The sequence below is a fragment of the Anaeromyxobacter dehalogenans 2CP-C genome, from assembly GCF_000013385.1.
Lineage (GTDB): Bacteria > Myxococcota > Myxococcia > Myxococcales > Anaeromyxobacteraceae > Anaeromyxobacter > Anaeromyxobacter dehalogenans_B.
The window spans coordinates 436,058-459,646 of sequence record NC_007760.1 but is presented as its reverse complement, the minus strand read 5'-3'; the positions used below and the strand labels follow the sequence as shown (position 1 = coordinate 459,646).

Below are 23,589 nucleotides of genomic sequence, written 5' to 3'. Positions count from 1 at the left end.
ACCTCACGGCGTGGCCTCGGCCACGAAGAGCTTGGGGAGGGAGGCCTTCTCGATGGTGCCGGACGTCAGCTCGCACACGGCGCCCTCGCTGGTCTCGCCGTCGCCGAACAGCGACAGCACCTTGAGCGTCCCGACGCGCTTCGGCGGGAGCGCCACCTCGAACCCGGTCTGGCGGCTCTTCACCTTGTTGCCCGCCTCCATCACCGCCAGCAGGTCGCCCTCGCGCACGCCCTGGTGGCGGCCGCCGGAGATGAAGACCTGCCGGCCCTGCACCTCGAGGATGTCCGAGCGCCAGGGGCGGGCGGCGAGCGTGGCGACCAGGCGGTCGATCACGTCGGAGATGGCCGCGGCGATGGCGCGGTCGTTCAGCGTGGCGTCGTACTCGGCGCGGCTGCCGAAGCCGGCGATCTCGCCGGACTCGGTGCTCGCCTCGCCGGCGCCGAGCGCCGAGAAGTAGGCGTGCCCGGTCTTCACGTCCACCAGCCGGACGTCCACCTTGGCGCGGGCGGTCTGCACCTTGGTGCTGCTGAGGAAGCCCTTCTTGCCGCCCACCGAGCGCCCGAACTCGGTCACCGAGCCGGAGATGACGGTGTCGGCGCCGACCAGGCCCGCGCCGCCGGAGATGGCCTGCTCGCGCTCGAGCTTCTGGAGGTCGGGCCGCTCGAGCACCACGAACGCGCCGGACATGACCAGGCGCGAGGCGAGCATGTCCGAGGCCTGCTTGCCGATCCGATCGAGGTCGGCGTCGTTCAGCAGCGACCGCCCGTAGCTCGTCTCGTTGGTGAAGCGCGCGATGGCGATCTTCGTCTTGTACCGCTTGGCCGACGGCGCGGCCGCCTGCTGCTGCGCCGCGACCTGGGCCGCCTTCGGGACGGGGGACTCCACCTCCACCGGAGGCTGCGAGACGGTGGCGCAGGCCTGGAGGACCAGCGCCGCCGCCGCGGGCAGGGCGAACCGGATCCGCATCGGACTCTCCTCCGCACGAGGTGCGGGAAAGGGACGCGCGGACGCTAGCACGCAGCGTGTCCGAACGGTGGGTGAACGCGTCGCGCCGCCCCACGTCCACGGGACGCGGCGATGGAGGTCCCCGGCGCACGGCGGGGCGGCCTGTGGGACACCGGCGCCGGGCGCGGGCTCAGCCCGCGCCGGCGCCCACCGCGGCGGCGACGGCCCGCTCGAACGGCCAGGGCGCGGCGCCGGCGAGGGCGATGACGCGGCGGCGGACGGCGGGGTGGCGCGCGAGCGCGAGCACGAGCCGGGTCCAGCGGGCGTAGGGCGCCCACCGGCGCCGCCAGGCGGCCTCGTACGGCGCGAGGGCGCGCGCCGAGGCGCCGCGGGAGAGGGCCCCGGGGAGCAGCGCGGCGAGGTCGATCGCGCTCCCGAAGGCGAGCGAGAGGCCTTCCCCGGTGACGGCGTCCAGGTAGCCGGCGGCGTCGCCGAGCAGCACCAGGCGGTCCGCCACGCGGGCGCGGGCGGCGCGCGCCAGGGGACCGGCGCCGCGGGCCGGCGTCGCGAACGCCGCGCCCTCGAGCCGCGCCGCGAGCGCCGGGAACCGCTCGAGCAGCGCCTCGAACGAGCGCGCCGCCCCGCGCTCGAACAGGAACGCGACCCCGACCTGCCGCGGGCCGACCGGCGTCACGTACGCCTCGGCCCCGTCGCCGAAGTGCACCTCGACCGCGTCGCCGGCGTCGGCAACGTCCGCGTGCCGCCGCACGCCGAAGCGCTCCGGCCCGCGCACCCGGCGCTCGAGGCCGGCCCGCCGCCGCGTGGGCGAGCCGAGCCCGTCGGCCGCGACCAGCACCCGCCCCTCCACCGCCGCGCCGCCCGCCACCCGGACCCGCACCCGATCGGCGAGGACGCGGTGGTCGGTCGCCTCGACGCCCTCCTCCAGCGCCGCGCCGGCCTCCCGCGCCCGCTCGCGGAGCGCGGCCTCGAGCGCCACCCGCCGGACGCCCAGCCCGCCCGGCCCGGGCAGCGCCAGCCGGGCCACCGCGCCCGACGGATCGACCCAGCGCAGCTCGCGCAGCGGCCGCGCCAGCGCCGGCCCGAGCCGCGCGCGCACCCCGAGCCGCTCCAGCGCCTCCACGCCGGCCGGGAGGACGCCCTCGCCGCAGGCCTTGTCCACCGGCCCGCGGCGACGCTCCAGCACCAGCACGTCGAGGCCGCGCGCGGCCGCGGCGGCGGCGAAGGCGAGCCCCGCCGGTCCGCCGCCCACGACCACCGCGTCGCGGAGCCGCGCCACCTCAGCCCCCGCGGCGGCGCGACCGCCCGAAGGCGAGCTGCGAGCGCGCGGCGGCGAGCGCGAGGCGGAGCGCGCTCACCGGCTGCGGCGGCGCGAGCGTCCCCGCCTGGAACCGGCGCAGCGCCTCGGCGCGCCGCAGCTTGCCGGAGGACGTCCGCGGGAGCGTGCCGGGCGCGAGCAGCCGGACCGTGTGCGGGGCGATGCCGGTCGCCGCGAGCACCGCGCGCCGGACGCGCGCCTCGAGCTCGGCGTCGGGGGCCGCCTCGTCCCTGGCGCGCTCCGCCAGGACGAGCAGCGCCTCGCCCGCGCCGCCCGCCGGCTCGAAGCCGAGCGCCACCGCGCAGCCCGGGCGCAGGCCGGGCAGCGCCGCGAGCGGCGCCTCGAACTCCTCCGGGGCGTGGTTCGCGCCGCGCACGATCACGAGGTCGCGGGCGCGGCCGTGGAGGTACAGCGCGCCGCCCACCACGAACCCGAGGTCGCCGGTGTCGAGCCACCCGCCCCGCAGCGCGCGCGCGGTCGCCCCGGGATCGCCCAGGTACTCGCGCATGAGCGCCGGGCCGCGGACGAACACCCGCCCGACGCGCCCCTCCCCCACCCGCATCCCGCCCTCGCCGCGGAGCTCGACCTCGACCCCGGGGACCGGGGTCCCCACCGGCACCACCTCGCGCCCGCCGGGCGCGACCACGCCCTCCGAGGCGAGCCGGGCCGCGTCCACCCCGAGCCCGCCGAGGCGGCCGCCCGGGCGCGCGAACGTGACCGCCAGCGCCGCCTCGCTGAGGCCGTACACGGGCACGAGCGCCCCCGGATCCAGCCCGTGCCGCGCGAAGCGCTCGGCGAAGCCCCGCAGCGCCACCGCCGACACCGGCTCGGCGCCGTCGAGCAGCAGCCGCACGGTCCCGAGCGACAGGCCCGCGAGATCGGCGTCGCGAACCCGGTCGGCCGCGTACGCGAACGCGAAGCTGGGCGCGGCGGAGATCGTGCCGCGCTTGCGGGCCAGCGCGCGCAGCCAGAGCGCCGGGCGGGTGAGGAAGTGCTCGGGGGGGATGAGCACCAGCGGCCCCGGGTAGCTCATCGCGGCGAGCAGGCAGCCGATGAGGCCCATGTCGTGGTAGAGCGGCAGCCACGAGACGAGCACGTCGTCCGGCCCCGCCGACGTCGCCGCGACGAGCGCGTCGGCCATGGCGGCGAGCGCGCGGTGGGTGAGCGCGACCGGCTTCGGATCGACCGTCGTGCCCGAGGAGAACTGCACCAGGCCGAGCGCGTCGGGCTCGGGCTCGCGCGCGATGCGGGCGGGCAGCGCCGAGAGCGCCGACACGTCCACGCACCCGAGCGCCGGGCCCCCGCGCTCCACCGCGCCGCCGAGCAGCCGCCGCGTGCCGCCCGCCGAGACGACGAGCCGCGCCCCGGCCACCCGGATCATCCGACCCGTGTCCTCCGCGTACGCGTCCAGCCGGCCCAGCCGCACCGGCGGGTAGAGCGGGACCGGCACCGCGCCCGCCAGCCAGGCGCCGAGGAACGCGTCGAGGAAGGCGGGCTCGGTGCGGAGCACGATCGCGACGCGATCGCCGCGCCGGATGCCGAGGTGGACGAGGTTCGCCGCGGCGCGCTCGGCGCGGGCGCGGACCTCGGACCAGGACAGGAACGTCTCGCGCTCGTGCAGGTCGAGGAACGTCGCGCCGGAGGGGTGCCCGGCCGCGGCGGCGAGCGCGTGCGCCAGCGTCGGGTGCCGGGGCGGCGGCTGGGGCGGCCCGCGGAGCCTCACGGCAGCAGCTCCGGCGCGGCGCGCGCGACCACCAGCCGCGCGAGGTCCCCCAGCGTCCGGACGGCCAGCGCCCCCTCGTCGTCGAGCGCGATGCGGAACCGGTCCTCGACCGCGACCACCAGCGAGAGCCGCGCGAGCGAGTCGAGCCGGTCCGCCAGCGGCGCGTCGCGCCCCTCGGCCAGCGCGGCGGAGGCGCCGTCGAGGCGCAGCTCGTCCCGGGCGATCCGGACGATCTCCGCCGCCACGCGCCCCTCGGCGCCGCCCCCGACCGCCGCGGCGCCGGCGTCGCGCCCCGTCACCATCGCAGCAGCACCAGCTCGGCCGCGAAGCCCGGGCCCATGGCGGCGAGCAGCCCGAGGTCGCCGGGGCGCGCCTCGCCCGACTCGAGCAGGTCGCCGAGCACGAACAGCACCGAGGCGGAGGAGAGGTTCCCGAGGTCGTGGAGCGAGCGCCAGGAGCGCTCCAGCGCGGCGCGGGGCAGGCCCAGCGCGCCGCCCACCGCCTCCAGCACCTTCGGCCCGCCGGTGTGCGCCACCCAGTGCCGGATGCTCCCGCGGTCGAGGCCGTGCGCGCCCAGGAACCGGTCCACATCCGCGCCCAGGTTCGCGGCGATGACCTCGGGCACCTTGGACGAGAGGAGGACCTTGAAGCCGCCGTCCACCACCTCCCAGCCCATCACCCACTCGGTGTCGGGGTAGAGCACCGACGCGGTCGCGACCACCGCCGGACCGCGGCGCGGCGCCGAGGCCGGGCGCGCCCCGCCGCCCAGCACCACCGCCGCCGCCCCGTCGCCGAACAGGCCGGTCGCGATCACGTTCGCCATCGAGGTGTCGTCGCGCTGCAGCGTGAGCGAGCAGAGCTCGACGGACAGGAGCACCGCCACCTCGTCCGGGAACGCGCGCAGCGCGTCCGACGCGCGCGCCAGGCCCGCCGCGCCCGCCAGGCAGCCCAGGCCGAAGATGGGCGTCCGCTTCACCGAGCGCGGGAGCGCCAGCCGGTTCACCAACCGTGCATCGAGCGACGGGGTCGCGACGCCGGTGACGGTCACGTAGAACAGGTGGGCGACGTCGGCGGGCGCCAGCCCGGCCCGGGCGAGCGCGTCGCGCACCGCCGCCTCGCCCAGCTCCGCGCCGGCGCGCGCGTAGGCCGCGTTGGCCTCGCCGAAGCCGCCCAGGCGCGCGTACGCGTCGAGCGGGAGCGCGAGGTGGCGCCGGGCCACCCCGGTGGCGCGGTGGAGGTCGGCCAGGCGGCCGGTGTTGTGGTGCGCCTCGCCCCAGTGCGCGGACAGCGCCGCGATGAGCGTCTCCTGGTCGGCGGCGTTCGGCGGCAGCGCGCGGCCGACGGAGAGGACTTCCGGGTGCGGGATCGTGGATGGAACGGCGGCCTCCGCTCGGACCAAACCCATCCGATGCGGGCGGCCGCCGGACGTTGCAAGGTCCGTCGGGGGCGAGCGCGCGGCGGGCCGGGCGGCTCCCCCGATCGCCGCTAGTCGAGGTCGAGCTCGATCCAGCTCAGCTGGCCGCGGCGCTCGACCCGGAGCACGCCGGGGCCGCCGGGGGGGAGCGCGGCCACCGCCGCCTTCAGCGCGGTGAGCGAGGCGACGGGCGTCCGGTTCACCGCGTGGATCACGTCGCCGGGCTCGAGCGCGGCGCCCGCCTGCCCGGCCTCGGGCACCCGCGCCACCACCACCACGCCCGCCGGCGAGCGCAGCTCCGGCATGGCGGCCCGGGCCTGCTCGTCGAGGTCCATCGCCACCACCCCGAGCCGCGGGACGGTGCTGCGCGCCAGGTCGGCCACGTCGGCGAGCCGCTCGGCCGGGCGGCGTGGCTCCACGCCGGCCACCTTCACCGAGAGCACCTCCTCGCCGCGCCGGAGCACGAGCGAGAGCGGCGCGTCCGCCGGGTGCAGGTAGATCGCCGGCGCCAGGGACGGCATCCCGTCGATGGGCCGCCCGTCCACCGACACGATGACGTCGCCGGCCAGCACCCCGGCCTTCTCGGCCGGGCTGCCCGGCGCCACGTCGCCCACCACCACGCCCCAGTCCTGCGACAGCCGGAGCCCGGAGGCCAGCCCGGGGGTGATGGCCTGGGCCGCGAGCCCGATCATGCTGTGCTCCACGCGCCCGTGGCGCCGCAGGCTCTCGTAGACGTACTTCACCACGTCGGACGGGATCGCGAAGCCGAGCCCCTCGCTCCCGCCGCCCTGCGTGAGGATGAACGTGTTGATGCCGACCACGTTGCCGTCGGTGTCCACCAGCGGCCCGCCGCTGTTCCCCGGGTTGATGGGCGCGTCGGTCTGGATGTAGACGACCGGCCGCGCCGGGTCGGGCTGCCGCGCCACCGACGAGACCACGCCCATGGTCACGGTGCTGGCGAGGCCCTCCGGGCTGCCGACCGCGAACACGAGCTGGCCGGGGCGGACCTCGCGCCGCCCGAGCGCCAGCACGGGCAGGTTGCGCGCGTCGATCTTGAGGAGCGCGAGGTCGATCTCCGGCTCGACGCCGATGACGCGCGCGTCGTAGATGCGGCGCGCGGTGTGCGCGGCCGGGCCGCGTCCCTCCGGCAGCAGGATCCGGACGCGCTGCGCGCCCGCGACCACGTGCGCGTTCGTGACGATGTAGCCGTCCGGATCCACGACGACGCCGGACCCGAGCACCCGCTGGCGCACGATCGCGCCGGAGGCGGTCTCGTCGGCGGGCGCGTAGCCGCTCACGGTGACCTGCACCACCGCGGGCGAGATCTTCTCGATCACCTCGCCGAGCGCGGCGTCGAGCGCGCGCAGGATGCCGCCGCCGGCCGGCCCCTTGGCCTTCGCAGGCGCCTGCGCCTGCGCCGCCGCGCCCGCCGCCTTCGGGCCCGCGCCCGCCGCCCCGGGCGCGCCGAGCCCGCCGAGCGCCGCCGCCAGCGCCATCGCCTTCCACCCCTGCCCGCCGCTCGCCATGGCCGTCCTCTCCCGCCCGGACCGCCGGGCCTCGGGCGGAAGTCTCCATGCCGGGCGCCCCCAGGCAAGCGAGGAATGCGTGACGCACGGTGCGGCCCTGCGCCCACCGGCCGCGCGGTCGCTCCGCCCTCGCTGCGCCGGTAGCGTTCGAGGGCGGCCGGACGCCCCCCCGGCGAGGGAACCCGCGCACCCACCCGGGCGCGCGCGCCCGGGAGGCGCGGCTCGCTTGCCAGGGGTCCTCCCGGTCTTACGTTGGCGCCATGCGAATGGAAAAGCTCACCGTGAAGGCGCAGGAGGTCCTCGCCGCCGCGCAGGGCGAGGCGCGCCGCCGCGACCACCAGGCGGTGGACGTCGAGCACCTCGTCCTGGCGCTGCTCGGCCAGGAGGAGGGCATCGCGCGCCCGGTGCTGGAGAAGATCGGCGCGGACCCGCGCCTGGTCGCCTCGCGCGTGGAGGACGAGCTGCGCTCGCTGCCGAAGGTGTCGGGCGCCGAGCCCTACCCGTCCAACCGGCTGCTGAAGCTCTTCGACCGGGCCGAGGACGACGCCCGCAAGCTGAAGGACGAGTACGTCTCGACCGAGCACCTGCTGCTCGCCGCCGCCGAGGACAAGGGCGGCGCCGGCGAGGCGCTGCGCGCGTCCGGCGCCACGCCCGACCGCGTCCGCCAGGCGGTGCAGGAGGTGCGGGGCGGCGCGCGCGTCACCTCGCCCGAGGCCGAGAGCCAGTACCGCGCGCTCGAGAAGTACGCGAAGGACCTCACCGACCTCGCCCGCAAGGGCAAGCTCGACCCGGTCATCGGCCGCGACGACGAGATCCGGCGCGTGGTCCAGATCCTGTCCCGCCGCACCAAGAACAACCCGGTGCTGGTGGGCGACCCCGGCGTCGGCAAGACCGCCATCGTCGAGGGCCTGGCCCGCCGGATCGTGGACGGCGACGTGCCGGAGGGCCTGAAGAACAAGCGGCTGCTCGCGCTCGACCTGGGCGCGCTGCTCGCCGGCGCGAAGTTCCGCGGCGAGTTCGAGGAGCGGCTGAAGGCGGTGCTGAAGGAGGTGACCGGCTCGGAGGGCCAGATCATCCTCTTCATCGACGAGATGCACACCATCGTGGGCGCCGGCGCCGCCGAGGGCGCCATGGACGCGGGCAACATGCTGAAGCCGGCGCTGGCCCGCGGCGAGCTGCACGCGGTGGGCGCCACGACCGTCAACGAGTACCGCAAGCACATCGAGAAGGACCCGGCCCTGGAGCGGCGCTTCCAGCCGGTGTTCGTGGGCGAGCCGTCGCTCACCGACACCATCTCGATCCTGCGCGGCCTGAAGGACCGCTACGAGCTGCACCACAAGGTCCGCATCCAGGACGCGGCGCTGGTGGAGGCGGCGCGGCTGTCGAGCCGCTACATCACCGACCGCTTCCTGCCCGACAAGGCCATCGACCTCGTGGACGAGGCCGCCAGCCGGCTGCGCATCGAGATCGACTCGATGCCGACCGAGGTGGACGAGGTGCGCCGCCGCATCGGGCAGCTCGAGATCGAGCGGCAGGGCCTGCGCAAGGAGCAGGACGAGGCCTCCCGCGCGCGGCTCGCCGCGGTGGAGAAGGAGCTCGCCGCCCGCAACGAGGAGTTCACCGCGCTGAAGGGGCGCTGGGACGCCGAGAAGGCGGTGATCCAGGAGCTGAGCCAGGCGCGCCAGGAGCTGGAGGCGCTGAAGGTCGAGCAGGCCGCGGCCGAGCGGCAGGCCGACTTCCAGAAGGCCGCCGAGATCAAGTTCGGGCGGCTGCCGGAGCTGACGCGCCGGGTGAAGGCCGCCGAGGAGAAGCTGGCCGAGGCCCAGACCCGCGGCGCCATGCTGAAGGAGGAGGTGACGCCGGAGGAGATCGGCGAGGTGGTCTCGAAGTGGACCGGCATCCCGGTGTCCCGCCTCATGGAGGGCGAGGTCGAGAAGCTGCTCGGCATGGAGCAGCGCCTGCACGAGCGGGTGGTCGGCCAGGAGGAGGCGGTGAGCGCCGTCTCGGCGGCGGTCCGCCGGGCCCGCTCCGGCCTGCAGGACCCGAACCGCCCCATCGGCTCGTTCATCTTCCTCGGCCCCACCGGCGTGGGGAAGACCGAGACCGCCCGCGCGCTCGCGCAGTTCCTGTTCGACGACGAGCGGGCCATGGTCCGGCTCGACATGTCCGAGTACATGGAGAAGCACACCGTCTCGCGGCTCATCGGCGCGCCCCCGGGCTACGTCGGCTACGAGGAGGGCGGCCAGCTCACCGAGGCGGTGCGCCGGCGGCCGTACGCGGTGGTGCTCTTCGACGAGATCGAGAAGGCGCACCACGACGTGTTCAACGTGCTGCTCCAGATCCTCGACGACGGCCGGCTCACCGACGGCCAGGGCCGCACGGTGGACTTCCGCAACACGGTCATCATCATGACCTCCAACATCGGCTCGGCCGACATCCAGCGGCTGGCCGGCCGCCCCGGCGCGGACATGCAGCAGATCCGCGAGGCGGCGCTCGAGCACCTGCGCGGCGAGTTCCGCCCCGAGTTCCTGAACCGGGTGGACGAGATCGTGGTGTTCCGGCCGCTCGGCCGCGAGGACGTGGGCCGGATCGTGGAGATCCAGCTCGCCCGGCTGCGCAAGCTCGTCGAGGAGCGCCACGTCACGCTCGAGCTCACCGAGGCGGCGCGCGAGGCCATCGCCGACGCCGGGTACGACCCCGTCTACGGCGCGCGCCCGCTGAAGCGCGCGATCCAGCGGATGGTGCAGGACCCGCTCGCGACGCGCCTGCTCCAGGGCGAGTTCAAGGCCGGCGACCACGTGGTGGTGGACGAGGGCAAGGACGGGAACATCGCCTTCCGCAAGGGCGAGCGGCCGGCGGTCACGGTCCACTGAGGCGGCGGCGCGGGCGGCCGGCGGCGCGTGTGCGCGCCGGCCCCACCTCGCCCGACGCCGGGCCTGTCGGCCCCGGATCGCGGCGGACTACAACCGGACGGCCCGCCTCCGCGGGCCCCGGAGGTCCGCATGCGTCCGCTCGGTCACGCAGCCCTCGCCGCCCTCGTCGCCCTCGCCGCCGCCTGCGGCGGCCGCGCGGCGCGGACCCCGCCGCTCGCGATCGATCCGCCGGCGTTCCGCCCCGAGGCGCTCCTCCCCACCGGCGCCGACGCGTACGGCGTGGCGCTGGCGCTCTCCGGCCGGATCGAGAACCCGAACCCGGTGGCGCTGCCGGTGGCGGGCTTCACCTACGCGTTCGAGGTGATGGGCGCGCCCGCCGGCGGCGGGCAGGTGGCGAGCGAGCTCGTGCTCCCGGCCGGCGGCGCGGTGCCGGTGACGGTCCCCGTCCGGCTGCGCTGGGCCGACGTCCCCGGCTTCCTGGAGGCGCTCGCGACGCGCCCCTCGCTGCCGGTGACGGTGAGCGGCGCCGCGCGGGTGCGGGCGGGCGGCGGCACCGTGGCGGTGCCGTACCGGATGGACGGCAGCGTGGTGCTCCCGCGCCTGCCCTCGGTGACGCTCGCCGACGCGGTGGTGCGCGAGTCCACCCTGTTCCACACCGTGGTCGAGCTGCGCGTGAGCGTGCGGAACCCGAACCCGTTCCCGCTGCCCACCGGCCGCCTCTCCTACGACCTCAGCGTCTCGGGGGTGCCGGTGATCCAGGCGGCGAAGTCCGCGCTCGACGCGGTGCCGCCGCAGGGCCAGGCGACGGTGGTGGTGCCGGTCCGCTTCTCCACGGTGGGCGCGGCCGCGGGCGCGCTGGCCGGCGCGGTGCGCGGCCGGGCGGATCTGTCGGTGTCGGGGCGCGCCGGCTACGGCGCGCTGGAGGTGGGCGTGGACCTGCGCGGCGCGCTCGCGGCGCGGTGAGCGCGGCCTAGACCGCGGCGGCGCCCGGCGCGCCGGGGCGCGAGACCACGAAGCGCGCGGTCATCGCGTCCATGGTGCGGATGTGCTGGACGAACCAGGCCGGCACCGTCTCGAACAGGTAGGCGTGGAGCCGCACCGGATCGCCGCCCTCGCGGAAGGCGCGGGCCTCGCCGTCCATCTCGGCGAGCACGCGGTCGTGCTCCCCCTTGTGCTGCGGGTAGGCCGGGAAGCCGCTCTCGCGCATGACCTGCTCCTCCCGCAGGAAGTGCTCGCGGGTGTGGACCGCGAGCAGCGAGAGGCGCTCCAGCACCACGTCGAGGCCGCCCGTCCGGGCGCGGTGCGCCTCGAGCGCCTCGCCCAGCGCCTCGAGCAGCCGGACCTCCTCGGCGTGGTCGTCGTTCATGAACGGCAGCGGCAGCTCGGGGATCTGGGTGGGATCGACGAAGCGCATGGGGCGGGCGGCCTCCGGCGGCTCCGGCAGGGGCCGCGGCAGCGCTGATGTAACCGGGCGCGAACCGCGGCGCCTCGCCCTCCGCCGGGGCAGCGGGCGCGGGGCGGGCCGATGCGGCGGCCCCCTCGCCGGACGAACCGGCGAGGGGGCGCAAGAGGGACGGGCGAGCGGGCGGGCTACTTCGCCTGGATGTAGCCGTCGGCGGTGAGGAGCTCGGCGGTGAGCACCGCGCCGCCGGCGGCGCCGCGCACCGTGTTGTGCGACAGGCACACGAACCGCCAGTCGAAGATCGCGTCCGGGCGCAGGCGGCCGATGGTGACCGCCATGCCGTTGCCGGCGTCGCGGTCGAGCCGGGTCTGCGGGCGCGACTCGTCCTCGAAGTACTGGAGGAACGGCTTCGGCGCGGACGGCAGGCCGAGCTTCTGCGGCTTGCCCGAGAAGCTCCTCCACAGCTCGAGCACGTCGTCCTTCGAGGGCTTGCGCTCGAACGACACGAACACCGCCGCCATGTGGCCGTCGGAGGCGGGCACGCGGATGCACTGGGCGGTGATGACCGGGTCCTGCGCGGCGACGATCTTCCCGCCCTCCACGCGGCCCCAGATCTTCATCGGCTCCTTCTCGCTCTTCTCCTCCTCGCCCTTGATGAAGGGGATGAGGTTGTCCACCATCTCCGGCCAGGACTCGAAGGTCTTCCCCGCGCCGGAGATCGCCTGGTAGGTGGCGACCGCGATGCGCTTCGGGCCGAACTTCATGAGCGGGTGGATGGCCGGCACGTAGCTCTGGAGCGAGCAGTTCGGCTTCACCGCGATGAACCCGCGCGACGTCCCGAGCCGCCTGCGCTGCGCCTCGATCACCGCGGCGTGCTCCGGGTTGAGCTCGGGCACCATCATCGGCACGTCGGCCGTGCCGCGGTGGGCGGAGTTGTTCGAGACCACCGGCGTCTCGTGCTTCGCGTAGTCCTCCTCGAGCCGCGCGGTCTCGTCCTTCGGCATGTCCACCGCGCAGAAGACGAAGTCCACCTCGCCGGCGATGGCCGCCACGTCGGAGGCGTTCTTCACGGTCAGCCCGGCGGTCGCCGCGGGGAGCGCGGACCTGAGCGCCCAGCGCCCCTTCACCGCGTCGGCGTACTTCTGCCCGGCCGAGTTGGCGCTGGCCGCGACCAGCGTGACCTCGTACCAGGGGTGGTGCTCGAGCAGGGCGACGAAGCGCTGACCGACCATGCCGGTGGCGCCGAGGACTCCGACCTTCAGCTTCTTCTGGCTCATGGCTCCTCTCCTCCGAGGAGGGGCGAACGCGAGGGGAAAGGCGGAGAGGGTAGCACAGCGCGGACGGGGGCCGATGGCTCCCGCGTCCTGGGGAGCGCCCGGGCCGGGCGGCTCAGTAGAACACCTCTTCCAGGAACAGCCCCTGCGGCGGCGCGGTCGGCCCGGCCTCGGTGCGATCGCCGCGCGCGAGCAGGGCCAGCATGGAGCCGGGCGCCCGCCTGCCCCGCCCCACCTCCACCAGCGTGCCGACGATGTTCCGCACCATGTGCTTCACGAACGCGGTCGCCTCGATGACCACCTCGATCCGCCCGCCCGCCTCGCCCAGCACCTCCAGGCGGCGCACCTCGCGCACCGCGTGCTCGCAGGCGCAGTCGGCGGCCTGGAACGCGGCGAAGTCGTGGCGCCCGACGAGGTGCGCGGCCGCCTCGCGGACGTTCGCGAGCTCGAGCGGGTGGAAGTGCTGCCAGGCCTGGAGCCGGGTGAGCGGCGCGCGGGTGGGCAGGTTCTCGATCACGTACCGGTAGCGCTTGCCGCGCGCGCTGCGCCGGGCGTCGAAGCCGTCCGGCTCGAGGCTGGCGGCGCGGACCGCCACGTCGGGCGGCAGCACCGCGTTCATGCCCATGACGTAGGCCTTCACCGGGAGCGGCCGGTCCTCCCGGAACGACGCCACCTGGCCGCGCGCGTGGACGCCCGCGTCGGTGCGCCCGGCCGCGGTGACCCGGCGCGGCGCCTTGTGCAGGGTGGCGAGCGCCCGCTCGACCTCCGCCTGGATCGAGGGCCCGTTCGGCTGGACCTGCCAGCCGACGTACGCGGTCCCGTCGTACTCCAGCACGAGCTTCACCACCGGCACGCCGCGAAGGTACCACGCCCTCGCGGCCGGGCGGCCCGATGCGCAGGGTCCCGGCATGCGGACCGTCCCCGTCTCCGCCCTCGCCGTGCTGCGCCCGTTCGCCCTGCTCGCGCTGGCGCTCGTCGTCGCCGCCCTGCTCGCGCGGTGCGGCTCCGGCGGGGACGGGGGCGCCGCGGCGCCGCCCGGGGACGGCGGGCCGAAGCCGCCGCCGGCGCCGCCGCCCGGGGCGCCGGGCTGGGCGGTGGCGGCCGCGGAGCGCTTCGAGGCGGCGCTGCCCGGCGGCGCGTTCGCGCCGGACCCGGTGCCGGACGACGGCCCGTTCTCCGACGGCGGGGCGTTCTTCGCTTCACGGAACGTCACACCGCCGGCGGCGTTCCGCGCCTCGACGCCCGCCGGCGCGGGCGGCTGGCTCACCGTGGAGTCGTACACGCGCCGGGCGGGCGCCTCGACGCGCGACCTCGCCGAGGTGGTCCCGGATCCCGCCGACCCCGCGAACCACGCCCTGCGGATCACCTCGCGCGCGCACACCGACGCGACCGTGCTCCGGCCCTCCGCGCCGCTCCCGGCGCGCTACCGCATCTCGGTGCGGGTGGGGTTCCCGTCGTTCGGCGACGGGGTCGCGGGCGGGCTGAACGGCTACGACGGGCCCGCCGACGCGGGGCCCTGGTGGCCGGGCGAGGACGCGACGCGGCAGAACGGCTTCTACTGGCTGACCATCCTCGACCGGCTGCCGCGGCCGCACGTGAACACCTGGATCCACCACCACCGCAAGGTCGTGGTGGACTCCGACAACCACTACCCGCCGTGGATGGAGATCTGGGACGGGGGCCGCTTCGTCTGGTCGGGCGAGCACCCCGTCATGCTGTTCGCGCTCGACGGCACGCAGCCCGGCGCCGAGCGCACCGGCCCGCCGTTCCTGTCCTACTCGGACGGCGCCTGGCAGCCGTCCGGCGCGATCCGCGCGGTGGACGCCTACCTGCCGGACACCTGGTACCGCGTGACGATCGAGCGCGACGGGCCGCGCTACACCGTCGAGGTCTCGGGGCGGTTCCGCTACGGCGGCGAGCAGACGTACCGCGCGACGATCGACGCCGCCGCGGCGTGCGTCTTCCACTACCCGGTGGACGCGGCCGAGGCGGCGGGCGCGGCCCGCTGCGTGGACGAGGGCGCGTTCGCGTCGGTGGGGCCGGCGTACCCGCGCTGGCCGGCGGGCGGCGTCTGGCCGGACTGGTTCATGCTCGGCGATCCGCACGTGAACTACTACGAGGGCAGCGTGCTCTACGACGACCTCGTCCTGGAGACGTGGCGAGACTGACCCGGCTGGGAGGCCGCCCGCGCGACCGGGACCGGTAAGCTCGCCGCGTGGATCCGTCCCGCCCCGCGCGCCGGCCGTTCCTCGACGCGCCGCGCGCGCTCGCCGCGCTCGCGTTCGCGCTGCACGCCGCCTGCGGCGGCCGCTACGGGATCTTCCGCGACGAGCTCTACTTCGTCGCCTGCGGGCGGCGCCTCGCGGCCGGCTACGTGGACCAGCCGCCCGGCATCGCCGTGGTCGCGCGGCTCGCCTCCGAGCTGTTCGGCACCTGGGTGCCCGGGCTGCGGCTCCCGGCCTGGCTCGCCTCGGCGGCGACGGTGCTCCTCGCCGGCCGCCTCGCCGCGCGGCTCGGGGGCGGCACGGCCGGGGCGGCGCTCGCGTCGGCGGCCACGCTCGCGTGCGGCGTGCTGCTGGCGCTCGGGCACTACCTCACCATGAACGCGTTCGAGCCCCTGCTCGTGCTGGTGCTGGCGCTCGTCCTGGTGCGGCTCGCCGAAGGTGGCGACCCGCGCCTGTGGGTCGCGGCGGGCGCGGTGGCCGGCCTCGGCGCGCTGTTCAAGTACACCTCCGCGCTGGTGGCGCTGGCGCTCCTCGCCGGCGTCGCCGCGACCCCGGCGCGGCGCGCGCTCCGGACCCGCTGGGCGCTCGCGGGCGCGGCGGTGGGGCTGCTCGCGATCCTGCCCAACGTCGCCTGGCAGCTCGCGCACGGGCTCCCGTTCCTGGAGCTGGTCCGGAACGGGCAGCTCCACAAGAACGCGCCGACGTCGCCGCCCGCGTTCGCGCTCGGGCTCCTCCGCGACGCGAACCCGCTGCTCGCGCCGCTGTGGCTCGGCGGCCTGGGCTGGCTCCTCGGCCGGGGCGACGCGCCGGCGGCGCGCGCGCTCGGGATCGGGGCCGCGCTCTACCTCGCGCTCCTCGCCGCGACCGGCGGCAAGCCCTACTACGCCGCGCCGGTGCTGCCGCTCCTGCTCGCCGCGGGCGGGGCGGCCGCGGCGCCGCTCCTCCGCCGCCCGGCGCTGCGGGTGGCCGTGCCCGCGCTGGCGCTCGCGTCCCTCGTGCCGGCGCTGCCGCTCGCGCTGCCGATCCTGCCGGAGCCGGCGTTCGTCCGCTGGCAGGCCGCGCTCGGGCTCGAGCCGGAGCGGATGGAGCGGACGGCCTACGGCGTCCTCCCGCAGATCTACGCCGACCAGCACGGCTGGCCCGAGCTCGCGCGCGCCGTCGCCGGGGCGGCCGCGACGCTCGCGCCGGCGGAGCGCGCCACCGCGGCGGTGTTCGGCCAGAACTACGGCGAGGCGGCGGCGGTGGAGGTGTACGGCGCGGCGCTCGGGCTGCCCCCGGCCATCTCCGGCCACAACCAGTACTGGCTCTGGGGCGTCCCGCCCGGCCGCGGCGACCCGCTCATCGTGATCTCCGACGCGGACGAGGACTGCGGGGGCGCGTTCCGCGAGCGCGTCCTCGCGGCGCGGCTGCCCGCGAGCCCGTGGGTGATGCCCTACGAGGACGCGCGCTGGATCTGGATCTGCAGGGGCCAGCGGCGCCCGCTCGCCGGGCTGTGGCCCGCGCTCCGCTCCTACCAGTGAGGCCGGCGGCCGCCGCGGGCCGCATTCGTTGACCCCGCGACGCCAGCCGCGCTATATGCGGCTTCAACTTTCGTTGAAGGTTCCCCCGGAGGCGCGGAAATGGCGGCGCAAGAGCAGGCCATCCTCTCCCAGCTCGACGCGAGCGCGCAGCGCGGCGTCCGCCCGGAGCGCGCGCAGGCGGCGCTCGCCGGCGTGCCGAGCCTCCCGGAGAGCCTGCTCGAGCTGGAGGCGCAGCTCACCCGCGCCACCGAGGACGCCGAGGCGAAGCTCCAGGCGGCCGCGCGCCACCTCGTCTCCGCCGGCGGCAAGCGGATCCGCCCCATGGTGACGCTGCTCGCCTGCGGCGCGTGCGGCGGCGAGATGCGCGGCGCCGTGCCGTACGCGGTGGCCGCCGAGCTGACCCACTCGGCCACGCTGCTGCACGACGACGTCATCGACGACGGCCCGGTGCGGCGCGGCCAGCCGGCCTCGCGCGTCATCTGGGGCAACGCCGTGTCGGTGCTCTCCGGCGACTGGCTGCTCACCCGCGCGCTCGAGATCGTCTCGGCCGAGCCGGCCCGCTCCGCGGCGCTGCCGCCGCTGCTCGCCACCATGCGGCGCCTGGTGGAGGGCGAGGTGCTGCAGCTCTCGCTGCGCGGCGGCTTCTCCGCCACCGAGCAGGCGTACATGGACGTGGTGATGGGCAAGACCGCGTCGCTGTTCGGCTGGGCGGCCGCGGCCGGCGCCTGGGCCGCCGGCGAGGTGGGCGAGATCCCCGCCGCGCTGGTGCGCTTCGGCGAGGGCATCGGGGTCGCGTTCCAGCTGGTGGACGACGCGCTCGACTACGCCGCCGATCCCGGGCTCCTCGGCAAGCGGCTCGGCACCGACCTCATCGAGGGCAAGGCCACGCTGCCGCTCATCCGCGCCTGCGAGGCCGAGCCTTCGCTTCGCGCCCGCCTCGGCGGCGTGGTGGACGGCACCGCCGACGTGGAGGCGGTGGCGCGCGAGGTGATCGAGGTCGTGAAGCGCGTGGGCGGCGTGGACGCCGCGCGCGCGCTCGCCCGCGAGCACACCCGCAGCGCGCTCGAGGCGCTGGAGCAGGTGCCGGACGGCGTGCACCGCCGCGCGCTCCATGCCGCGGCGCTGCAGCTGACCGAAAGGGCGTTCTAGGGAGGCTGCGCCCCTCCCCCGCCGTGCGGGGGCCCCTCCCTGCTTGCCTTCGTTCGCCCTGAAGTCGCCGGTTGCCGTGGCGCGGGCGGCGATCGCACCGACGCTCCGTCCTGCACCACCCGGGGACTGCGCTTCGCGCCCCCCGGTCCATACCTGCCATTCGATGCGCGCCCGCTTCGCCGCGCTCGCCCCGCTCCTGCTCGCGTCCTGCGCCTTCGGCAGGCCCCGGCTCTCCACGCCCGCCTGCGCCACCGGGGCGGAGGCGCTGCCCTCCGGGATCCAGCTGGTCGCGTACGCCCTGCCCCATCGTCCGGACACGCTGGTGGCCGCGTCGTACCGGGTCGGCAGCGCGCGCGACCCCGCCGGGAAGGAGGGCCTCGCGCACCTCGTCGAGCACCTCTCCTTCCGCGCGCGCCACGGCGGCGGGCGCGCCCTCTCGGCGCGGCTCGAGGCGGAGGGGGTCGAGTTCGACGGGCGCACCTCCGCGGACGCCACCGACTTCCACGCGGTGGGCGATCCCGACCAGCTCGACGCGCTGCTCCGCATCGAGGCCGATCGGCTGCGGGACCCGCTCGCGGGGGTGGACGAGGCGGAGCTGCGCCGGGAGCGCGAGGTGGTCCTGCAGGAGCTGGCGCTGCGGGGCGACCCGGACGCGCTCGGGTCGCAGGTGGACTGGCTGACCGCCCGCGCGCTCGCGGGCCACCCCTACGGGCGGATCGCGACGCCCGAGTCGCTGCGCGCCATCACGCTCGAGGACGTGCGGGCGTTCGCGCGGGCGCACTACCGCCCGGAGAACCTGCTGCTGCTCGTGGCGGGGCCCGCGCCGGCGGGGGCGGTCGCCGCCCGCGCCCGCGCCGCGCTCGGCGAGCTGGCCACGCGCCCGGGGGAGCCCGCCGATCCCCCCGTCGCGCCGCCCGAGCTCCGCGCCTCGCGGCCCGCGGCGCTCGACGTGGTGCGCGCGCCGGTGGAGCGCGCCTGGCTCCTGCTCACCGTGCCGCTCCCGGGCGACGCGGCCGCCGGCGGCGCGCGGGCGTACCTGGCGCTCCGCGCGCTCGAGGCGCAGGTGGAGCAGGTGCTCTCCGGGCCGGACCGCGACCGCGCGCTCTCGGTGGAGCTCCTCGTGCACGGGATGGACGGCGCGTCGCTGCCGGTGATCCGGATCGGCCTGCGCGACCCGGACGACGCGCGGCCGCTGGTCGAGCGGCTCCGCGCCGGCCTGCGCTTCGCCGGCTGGCAGGGCGGCCCGGATCCGGGCGCCGAGGAGCTGCGGGACCGCCTGGTGCTGGACGCGCACGTGCGGCTCGAGGCGTTCGACGCGTCGGAGGTCGCCCGCTGGATCCGGCTCACCGGCCGCACCGACTACCTCACCGGCATGCCCGCGGCGGTCGGCGCCGCGGTGACCCCGGACCGCGCCGCGTTCGCCCGCCGCTGGCTGCGCGAGGAGCGCCTGGTGGCGCTGGCGGTCGTGCCGGGCGAGGCGCCGCGGGACGAGGCGCCGCCGCGCCTGGCCGGCGCGAGCGCGCTCGACGACGACGACCCGCACGGCGCCGCGGCCGCCGGCGAGCCCGCCCCCGCGCGCGACGCGGCCCGCGCCATGCGCCCGCCGCACCTCGACAGCGCGCGCCGGCGCCGGCTGAAGAACGGCGTGCGCGTGATCGTGTCGCCGCGGCCCGGCTACCGCGTGCTCTCGGCGCACCTGGTGGTGCGCACCGCGCCCGCCGGCCCGCTGGAGCGCGTCTTCGAGGTGCTGGCGCTCCGCGCCGCCCGCTGCGCCGACCGGCCCGCCACCGTGGGCGGCGACCGGCTGGAGTTCGGCGCGCGCGCGCCCACCGAGCTCGTGGACCTGGCGCTCGCGCAGGTGGCCTGCCGCGCCGGCGACCTCGCCGTGGACGCGGCCGCGTTCGAGCGCGAGCGCGACGCGATGGCGGACGCGCTGCGCCGCCGCCCGCCCACGCTGCACGAGACCGCCGGGCAGCAGCTGCTCGAGCTGCTCTACCCCGGGCACCCCTACTCGGCCGAGGTCACCGAGGCGCGGGTGCGCGCGTTCCGCGCCGCGGACGCGGGGAAGTGGCTCGGGCTGAACGTGCGGCCGGAGCGGGCCGCCCTCGTCATCGCCGGCGACGTCGAGGCGACCGACGCGCTGTTCGAGCGCATCGAGCAGCGGCTCGGGCGGTGGCGGCCGCGCGGCGGCGACGGCACCCTGCCGGCGCGTCCGCCGGCGCCGCTGCCCGGCCGGCGCGAGCTGGTGGTGGTGGACCGCCCCGGCTGGCGGGTGGCCGAGGTGCTGGTGGGCGTGCGCGTCCCGCCCCGCGGCGCGCGCGACGAGGCCGCGTTCCGGACGCTGTCCTGGCGGCTCCAGCACGTGCTCACCGCCCGGCTCCGCGAGGGCGAGGGGCTCACCTACCGGGTGTCGCTCTCGATGCTGGAGCAGTCGCTGGGCAGCGCGCTCGTGCTCTCCACCGCGGTGGACCGCGCCCGCGCCGGCGAGGCGCTCGCGGCCGTCCTGGCCGAGCTCGCCGCCTCGGCCCGGCCGCTCGACCCGGAGGCGCTGGCCCGGGCCCGCTGGCGCGCGGTGCGCCGCGCCGGCCGCGCCCTCGGCACCTCCTGGCGGAACGCGCTGCGCCTCACCGAGATGTTCGTGCACGGCCTGCCGCCGGACGAGTGGGACACGTTCGCGGCGCGCGCTGCGGCGCTCGACGCCCGCGCGCTCGTGGCCGAGGCCGGGCGCTGGGCGCTCGGCCGCGAGGCGATCGTGGTGGTGGGCGACGCCGCCGTGATCGCGCCGGCGCTGGAGGCCGCAGGCCTCCCGGCGCGGGTGCTGCCGGCGATCGCGCGGCGGCCGCCGGCGGAGACCGCCGCGGTCGGGAGCGCGGCCGCGGAGCCCGGGCCGCGCGCTTCGGCGCCCTGAGCGCGCGCCCGCGGCGCGGGCACCCACGTGCGGTGGGCGCGGGCGCGCGGCGCCCGCCGGGCGTCAGGCGTTTCGCCAGGCCCGCTCGGCGCGCAGGATCACCTGCCCGAGCGGCACGTCGTAGGGCCAGGAGTCGAGGATCAACCGGCCCAGGTCCTCCGCCCGCTCGCGCTTGGGCGGCAGCGCGTCGCCGTCGAGCGCCGAGAGGTAGCCCTGCAGGCGCGAGCGGCACGTGCCGAGCTGCTCGGGGCAGAGCCGGTGCTGGTTGGTGGACAGCTCGCCGTCGAGCTCTGCAAGGGCGAGCACGATGAGGTCGCGGGCGCGGTTTCGGCGTTCCATCGCAGGGCACCATCACGCGTCCGCTTGACCGAAGTCAAGCGACCCGGGCCAGCGTCCCGGAATCATGAGGCTCTGCGGGCCGTCGCGGGGTCCCGGGATCCGTTCAACGATCATTGAAACCCCAGGGAACCTGGGGTACAGATCCGCGCGCCATGGCCTACCGCTCGCTGCGTGAGTTCCTCGCCCGGCTCGACGAGGCCGGCGAGCTGGTCCGGATCACCGAGCCCGTCCACCCGGTCCTCGAGATGGCCGCGCTCGCCGACCGCGCCGCCAAGCAGGGCGGCCCGGCGCTCCTGTTCGAGCGCCCCGGGACGCTGCCGGTCGCGATGAACCTGTTCGGCACCCGCCGGCGCGCCAGCTGGGCGCTCTCCTGCGAGGACTTCGAGGAGCACGCCAGCGAGCTGCGCGCGCTGCTCCGCACCGCGCCGCCCCAGTCGTTCTGGGACAAGCTGAAGATGCTCCCGAAGCTGGGGAAGCTCGCGGCCATGGCCCCGAAGCACGTCTCCTCCGGCGCCTGCCAGGAGGTCGTGGACCGCGAGCCGGACCTCCGCACGCTGCCGGTGCTCACCACCTGGCCGCACGACGGCGGGCCGTTCATCACGCTCCCGCAGGTCATCACCCGCGATCCCGAGACCGGGATCCGCAACGTGGGCATGTACCGCCTCCAGGTGCTCGGCCCGCGCCGGCTCGCCATGCACTGGCAGCTCCACAAGACCGCCACCGCGCACTACCGCGCCTACCAGCAGCGCGGCGAGCGGATGCCGGTCGCGATCGCGCTCGGCGGCGACCCCGCGCTCACCTACTGCGCCTCGGCGCCCCTGCCGCCCAACGTGGACGAGTACCTGTTCGCCGGGTTCCTGCGCGGCGCGTCGGTCCACACCGTCACCGGCGTCGCCACCGGGCTCGACGTGCCGGCCGACGCCGACCTCGTCATCGAGGGCTTCGTGGACACCGCCGCCCCGCTCGTCCGCGAGGGGCCGTTCGGCGACCACACCGGGTTCTACTCGCTCGCCGACGACTACCCGGCGCTCGACGTGGTCGCGATCACGCGCCGCAAGGACGCGGTCTACCCGGCCACCGTGGTGGGCCCGCCGCCCGTCGAGGACCAGTGGCTGGGCAAGGCCACCGAGCGCATGTTCCTGCCGCTCATGCAGATCGTGGCGCCGGAGATCGTGGACATCTGCATGCCGGTGGAGGGCGTCTTCCACAACCTCTGCCTCGTCTCCATCAAGAAGGAGCACCCGGGCCAGGCGAAGAAGGTCATCCACGGGCTGTGGGGCTCCGGCCAGATGGCGCAGACGAAGACGCTGGTGGTGTTCGACGAGGACGTGGACGTGCAGGACGTCTCGCAGGCCGCCTGGCGGGCGTTCGCGAACGTGGACGTGAAGCGCGATCTGGTGATCGCCGACGGGCCGGTGGACGTGCTCGACCACGCCGCCTCCGGCTTCGCCTACGGCGGGAAGATCGGCGTGGACGCCACGCGCAAGTGGCGCGAGGAGGGCGGGCGCGAGTGGCCGGAGGTGTGCGTCCACCCGCCCGAGGTGATCGCGCGGATGGACGCGCTCTACGACCGGCTGGTGCCGGGCGCGGCGCCGCTCCGCCGCCCGCGCATCGCCCCACCCCCGGCGGCGTCCTGGACGCCGCGCCGCGGAGGGATCCTCCAGTGAGCGTGAACGTGCCGCTGCCCGGCGAGGCGCACCGCGCCTCCGCGGTCCGGGCCATGTTCGACCGCATCGCCCCGCGCTACGACCTGCTCAACCGGGTCATGACGCTGAAGGTGGACCAGGCCTGGCGCCGCCGGCTGCTCTCCGACCTCGCCCCCAAGGACGGCGAGCGGATGCTGGACCTGTGCGCCGGGACCATGGACGTGGCGGACCTCGCCCGCCGCCGCGCCCCCGGCCTGCGCGTCACCGGCGCCGACTTCTCCATGCAGATGCTCCGCCGCGGCGTGGAGAAGACCGCGCTGCCCGCCTCGCAGGCGGACGCGATGGCGCTGCCGTTCCTCGACGCGCGCTTCGACCTCGCCACGGTGACGTTCGGCATGCGCAACCTGGAGCGCTACGAGGTCGGGCTCGCCGAGCTGGCGCGGGTGCTGCGCCCGGGCGGCCGCCTCGGGGTGCTGGAGTTCTTCCGCTCCGAGTCGCGCGGCTCGCGCTTCGTGCACGGGGCCTACAACCGCCTGGCGCTGCCGGTGCTGGGCCGCATCCTCTCGCCCGACCCGGAGGCGTACCGCTACCTGGTGGCCTCGATGGAGCGCTTCGCCTCGCGCGTCGAGTTCGAGGAGGCGGCGCGTCGCGCCGGCTTCCGCGACGTGCGCGGCGAGACGCTGTTCCCGGGCGTGTGCGGGCTCGTCACGGCGGTGCGCGCGTGAAGCTGGTCGTCGCCGTCTCCGGCGCGTCGGGCGCCCCGTACGCGAGGCGGCTCCTCGACTTCCTGGCCGCGAACGCGGACCTGGGCGTGTCGGCCGACCTCGTGTTCACCCAGACCGGCAAGCAGGTCTGGAAGCAGGAGATCGGCGCCGAGCCGCGCTACCCGTTCAAGATCTGGAAGAACCAGGACTTCACCGCGCCGTTCGCGTCGGGCTCGTCGATGTACGACGCCATGGTGGTCGTCCCCTGCTCGGCGGGCGCGCTGGCGCGCATCGCCTACGGGATCTCGGTGGACCTCGTCGGCCGGGCCGCCGACGTGATGCTGAAGGAGCGCAAGCGCCTGGTGCTGGTGCTGCGCGAGACGCCCATCTCGCTGGTCCACGCCCGCGCCATGACGCAGGTGATCGAGGCGGGCGCGTTCGTGATGCCAGCCTCGCCCTCGTTCTACTCGGGGCCGAAGACGGTGGACCAGGTGGTGGACACGGTGGTGGCGCGGGTGCTCGACCGGCTGGGCATCCCGAACGAACTGATGAAGCGCTGGGACGGCCTGAGTCCGCGCGCCCCGGAGCCGGTGGAGGAACCCTGA

19 protein-coding genes are annotated in these 23,589 nt (G+C 76.6%); 9 read left to right on the top strand and 10 right to left on the bottom strand.

The annotated features are described in order from the left end of the window. Positions 1–3: 3 nt before the first annotated feature. The 6 genes from ADEH_RS02015 to ADEH_RS01990 form a co-directional block, all read right to left on the bottom strand. On the bottom strand, positions 4–966 hold the full coding sequence (locus tag ADEH_RS02015) for a CsgG/HfaB family protein (protein ID WP_011419450.1): 963 nt from the start codon (positions 964–966) through the stop codon (positions 4–6). 169 nt (positions 967–1,135) lie between these two features. Then, positions 1,136–2,242: an NAD(P)/FAD-dependent oxidoreductase gene (locus ADEH_RS02010; protein ID WP_011419449.1), complete on the bottom strand. Its 1,107-nt coding sequence runs from the start codon at positions 2,240–2,242 to the stop codon at positions 1,136–1,138. Position 2,243: 1 nt separating this feature from the next. Beyond that, a complete protein-coding gene (locus tag ADEH_RS02005; protein ID WP_011419448.1) occupies positions 2,244–4,004 on the bottom strand; it encodes an AMP-binding protein in 1,761 nt (586 codons plus the stop codon). Then, positions 4,001–4,306, bottom strand: coding sequence for an acyl carrier protein (locus ADEH_RS02000; RefSeq protein ID WP_011419447.1), 306 nt, complete (start codon positions 4,304–4,306; stop codon positions 4,001–4,003). Before ADEH_RS02000 ends, ADEH_RS02005 begins: the two co-directional genes overlap by 4 nt. Further along, the gene (locus ADEH_RS01995; protein ID WP_011419446.1) at positions 4,300–5,409 is read right to left on the bottom strand and encodes a type III polyketide synthase; all 1,110 of its coding nucleotides are present in this window, start codon (positions 5,407–5,409) and stop codon (positions 4,300–4,302) included. Before ADEH_RS01995 ends, ADEH_RS02000 begins: the two co-directional genes overlap by 7 nt. Positions 5,410–5,489: 80 nt before the next feature. Then, positions 5,490–6,944, bottom strand: a complete 1,455-nt coding sequence (locus ADEH_RS01990) for a trypsin-like peptidase domain-containing protein (protein WP_011419445.1) — start codon at positions 6,942–6,944, stop codon at positions 5,490–5,492. A gap of 260 nt (positions 6,945–7,204) precedes the next feature. Here ADEH_RS01990 and clpB point away from each other — a divergent pair, with 260 nt between their 5' ends. Both clpB and ADEH_RS01980 read left to right on the top strand, forming a co-directional pair. Then, positions 7,205–9,817, top strand: a complete 2,613-nt coding sequence (clpB, locus tag ADEH_RS01985) for an ATP-dependent chaperone ClpB (RefSeq protein ID WP_011419444.1) — start codon at positions 7,205–7,207, stop codon at positions 9,815–9,817. A 129-nt stretch (positions 9,818–9,946) separates the two neighbouring features. Then, a complete protein-coding gene (locus tag ADEH_RS01980) occupies positions 9,947–10,780 on the top strand; it encodes an LEA type 2 family protein (RefSeq protein WP_011419443.1) in 834 nt (277 codons plus the stop codon). Positions 10,781–10,787: 7 nt separating this feature from the next. Here ADEH_RS01980 and ADEH_RS01975 read toward each other — a convergent pair whose 3' ends face one another. From ADEH_RS01975 to truA, 3 genes are all read right to left on the bottom strand, one after another. After that, positions 10,788–11,231, bottom strand: coding sequence for a bacteriohemerythrin (locus ADEH_RS01975; RefSeq protein ID WP_011419442.1), 444 nt, complete (start codon positions 11,229–11,231; stop codon positions 10,788–10,790). Positions 11,232–11,407: 176 nt separating this feature from the next. Beyond that, positions 11,408–12,496 (bottom strand): aspartate-semialdehyde dehydrogenase, encoded by a 1,089-nt coding sequence (gene asd / locus ADEH_RS01970; RefSeq protein ID WP_011419441.1) that lies wholly within the window; start codon positions 12,494–12,496, stop codon positions 11,408–11,410. Between the two features lie 112 nt (positions 12,497–12,608). Further along, the gene (truA, locus tag ADEH_RS01965; RefSeq protein WP_041453267.1) at positions 12,609–13,346 is read right to left on the bottom strand and encodes a tRNA pseudouridine(38-40) synthase TruA; all 738 of its coding nucleotides are present in this window, start codon (positions 13,344–13,346) and stop codon (positions 12,609–12,611) included. 55 nt (positions 13,347–13,401) lie between these two features. Between truA and ADEH_RS01960 the strand changes: the two genes are divergently transcribed. From ADEH_RS01960 to ADEH_RS01945, 4 genes are all read left to right on the top strand, one after another. Further along, complete coding sequence (locus tag ADEH_RS01960; RefSeq protein WP_041453266.1) at positions 13,402–14,661, top strand: hypothetical protein; 1,260 nt, start codon at positions 13,402–13,404, stop codon at positions 14,659–14,661. A gap of 47 nt (positions 14,662–14,708) precedes the next feature. Further along, complete coding sequence (locus ADEH_RS01955) at positions 14,709–16,238, top strand: glycosyltransferase family 39 protein (protein WP_011419438.1); 1,530 nt, start codon at positions 14,709–14,711, stop codon at positions 16,236–16,238. Positions 16,239–16,337: 99 nt separating this feature from the next. Further along, a complete protein-coding gene (locus ADEH_RS01950) occupies positions 16,338–17,387 on the top strand; it encodes a polyprenyl synthetase family protein (RefSeq protein WP_011419437.1) in 1,050 nt (349 codons plus the stop codon). Positions 17,388–17,550: 163 nt separating this feature from the next. Next, complete coding sequence (locus ADEH_RS01945; RefSeq protein ID WP_041453265.1) at positions 17,551–20,295, top strand: M16 family metallopeptidase; 2,745 nt, start codon at positions 17,551–17,553, stop codon at positions 20,293–20,295. Positions 20,296–20,358: 63 nt separating this feature from the next. On the opposite strand, the gene ADEH_RS01940 is transcribed toward ADEH_RS01945, so the two are convergent. Next, the gene (locus tag ADEH_RS01940; RefSeq protein WP_011419435.1) at positions 20,359–20,634 is read right to left on the bottom strand and encodes a hypothetical protein; all 276 of its coding nucleotides are present in this window, start codon (positions 20,632–20,634) and stop codon (positions 20,359–20,361) included. 152 nt (positions 20,635–20,786) lie between these two features. Here ADEH_RS01940 and ADEH_RS01935 point away from each other — a divergent pair, with 152 nt between their 5' ends. From ADEH_RS01935 to ADEH_RS01925, 3 genes are read left to right on the top strand one after another with little or no spacing between them, the layout of a single operon-like run. Further along, the gene (locus tag ADEH_RS01935; protein ID WP_041453264.1) at positions 20,787–22,301 is read left to right on the top strand and encodes a menaquinone biosynthesis decarboxylase; all 1,515 of its coding nucleotides are present in this window, start codon (positions 20,787–20,789) and stop codon (positions 22,299–22,301) included. Next, positions 22,298–23,005, top strand: a complete 708-nt coding sequence (locus ADEH_RS01930; RefSeq protein ID WP_011419433.1) for a ubiquinone/menaquinone biosynthesis methyltransferase — start codon at positions 22,298–22,300, stop codon at positions 23,003–23,005. Before ADEH_RS01935 ends, ADEH_RS01930 begins: the two co-directional genes overlap by 4 nt. Beyond that, positions 23,002–23,589, top strand: a complete 588-nt coding sequence (locus ADEH_RS01925; RefSeq protein WP_011419432.1) for a UbiX family flavin prenyltransferase — start codon at positions 23,002–23,004, stop codon at positions 23,587–23,589. The genes ADEH_RS01930 and ADEH_RS01925 overlap by 4 nt, the downstream gene beginning before the upstream one ends.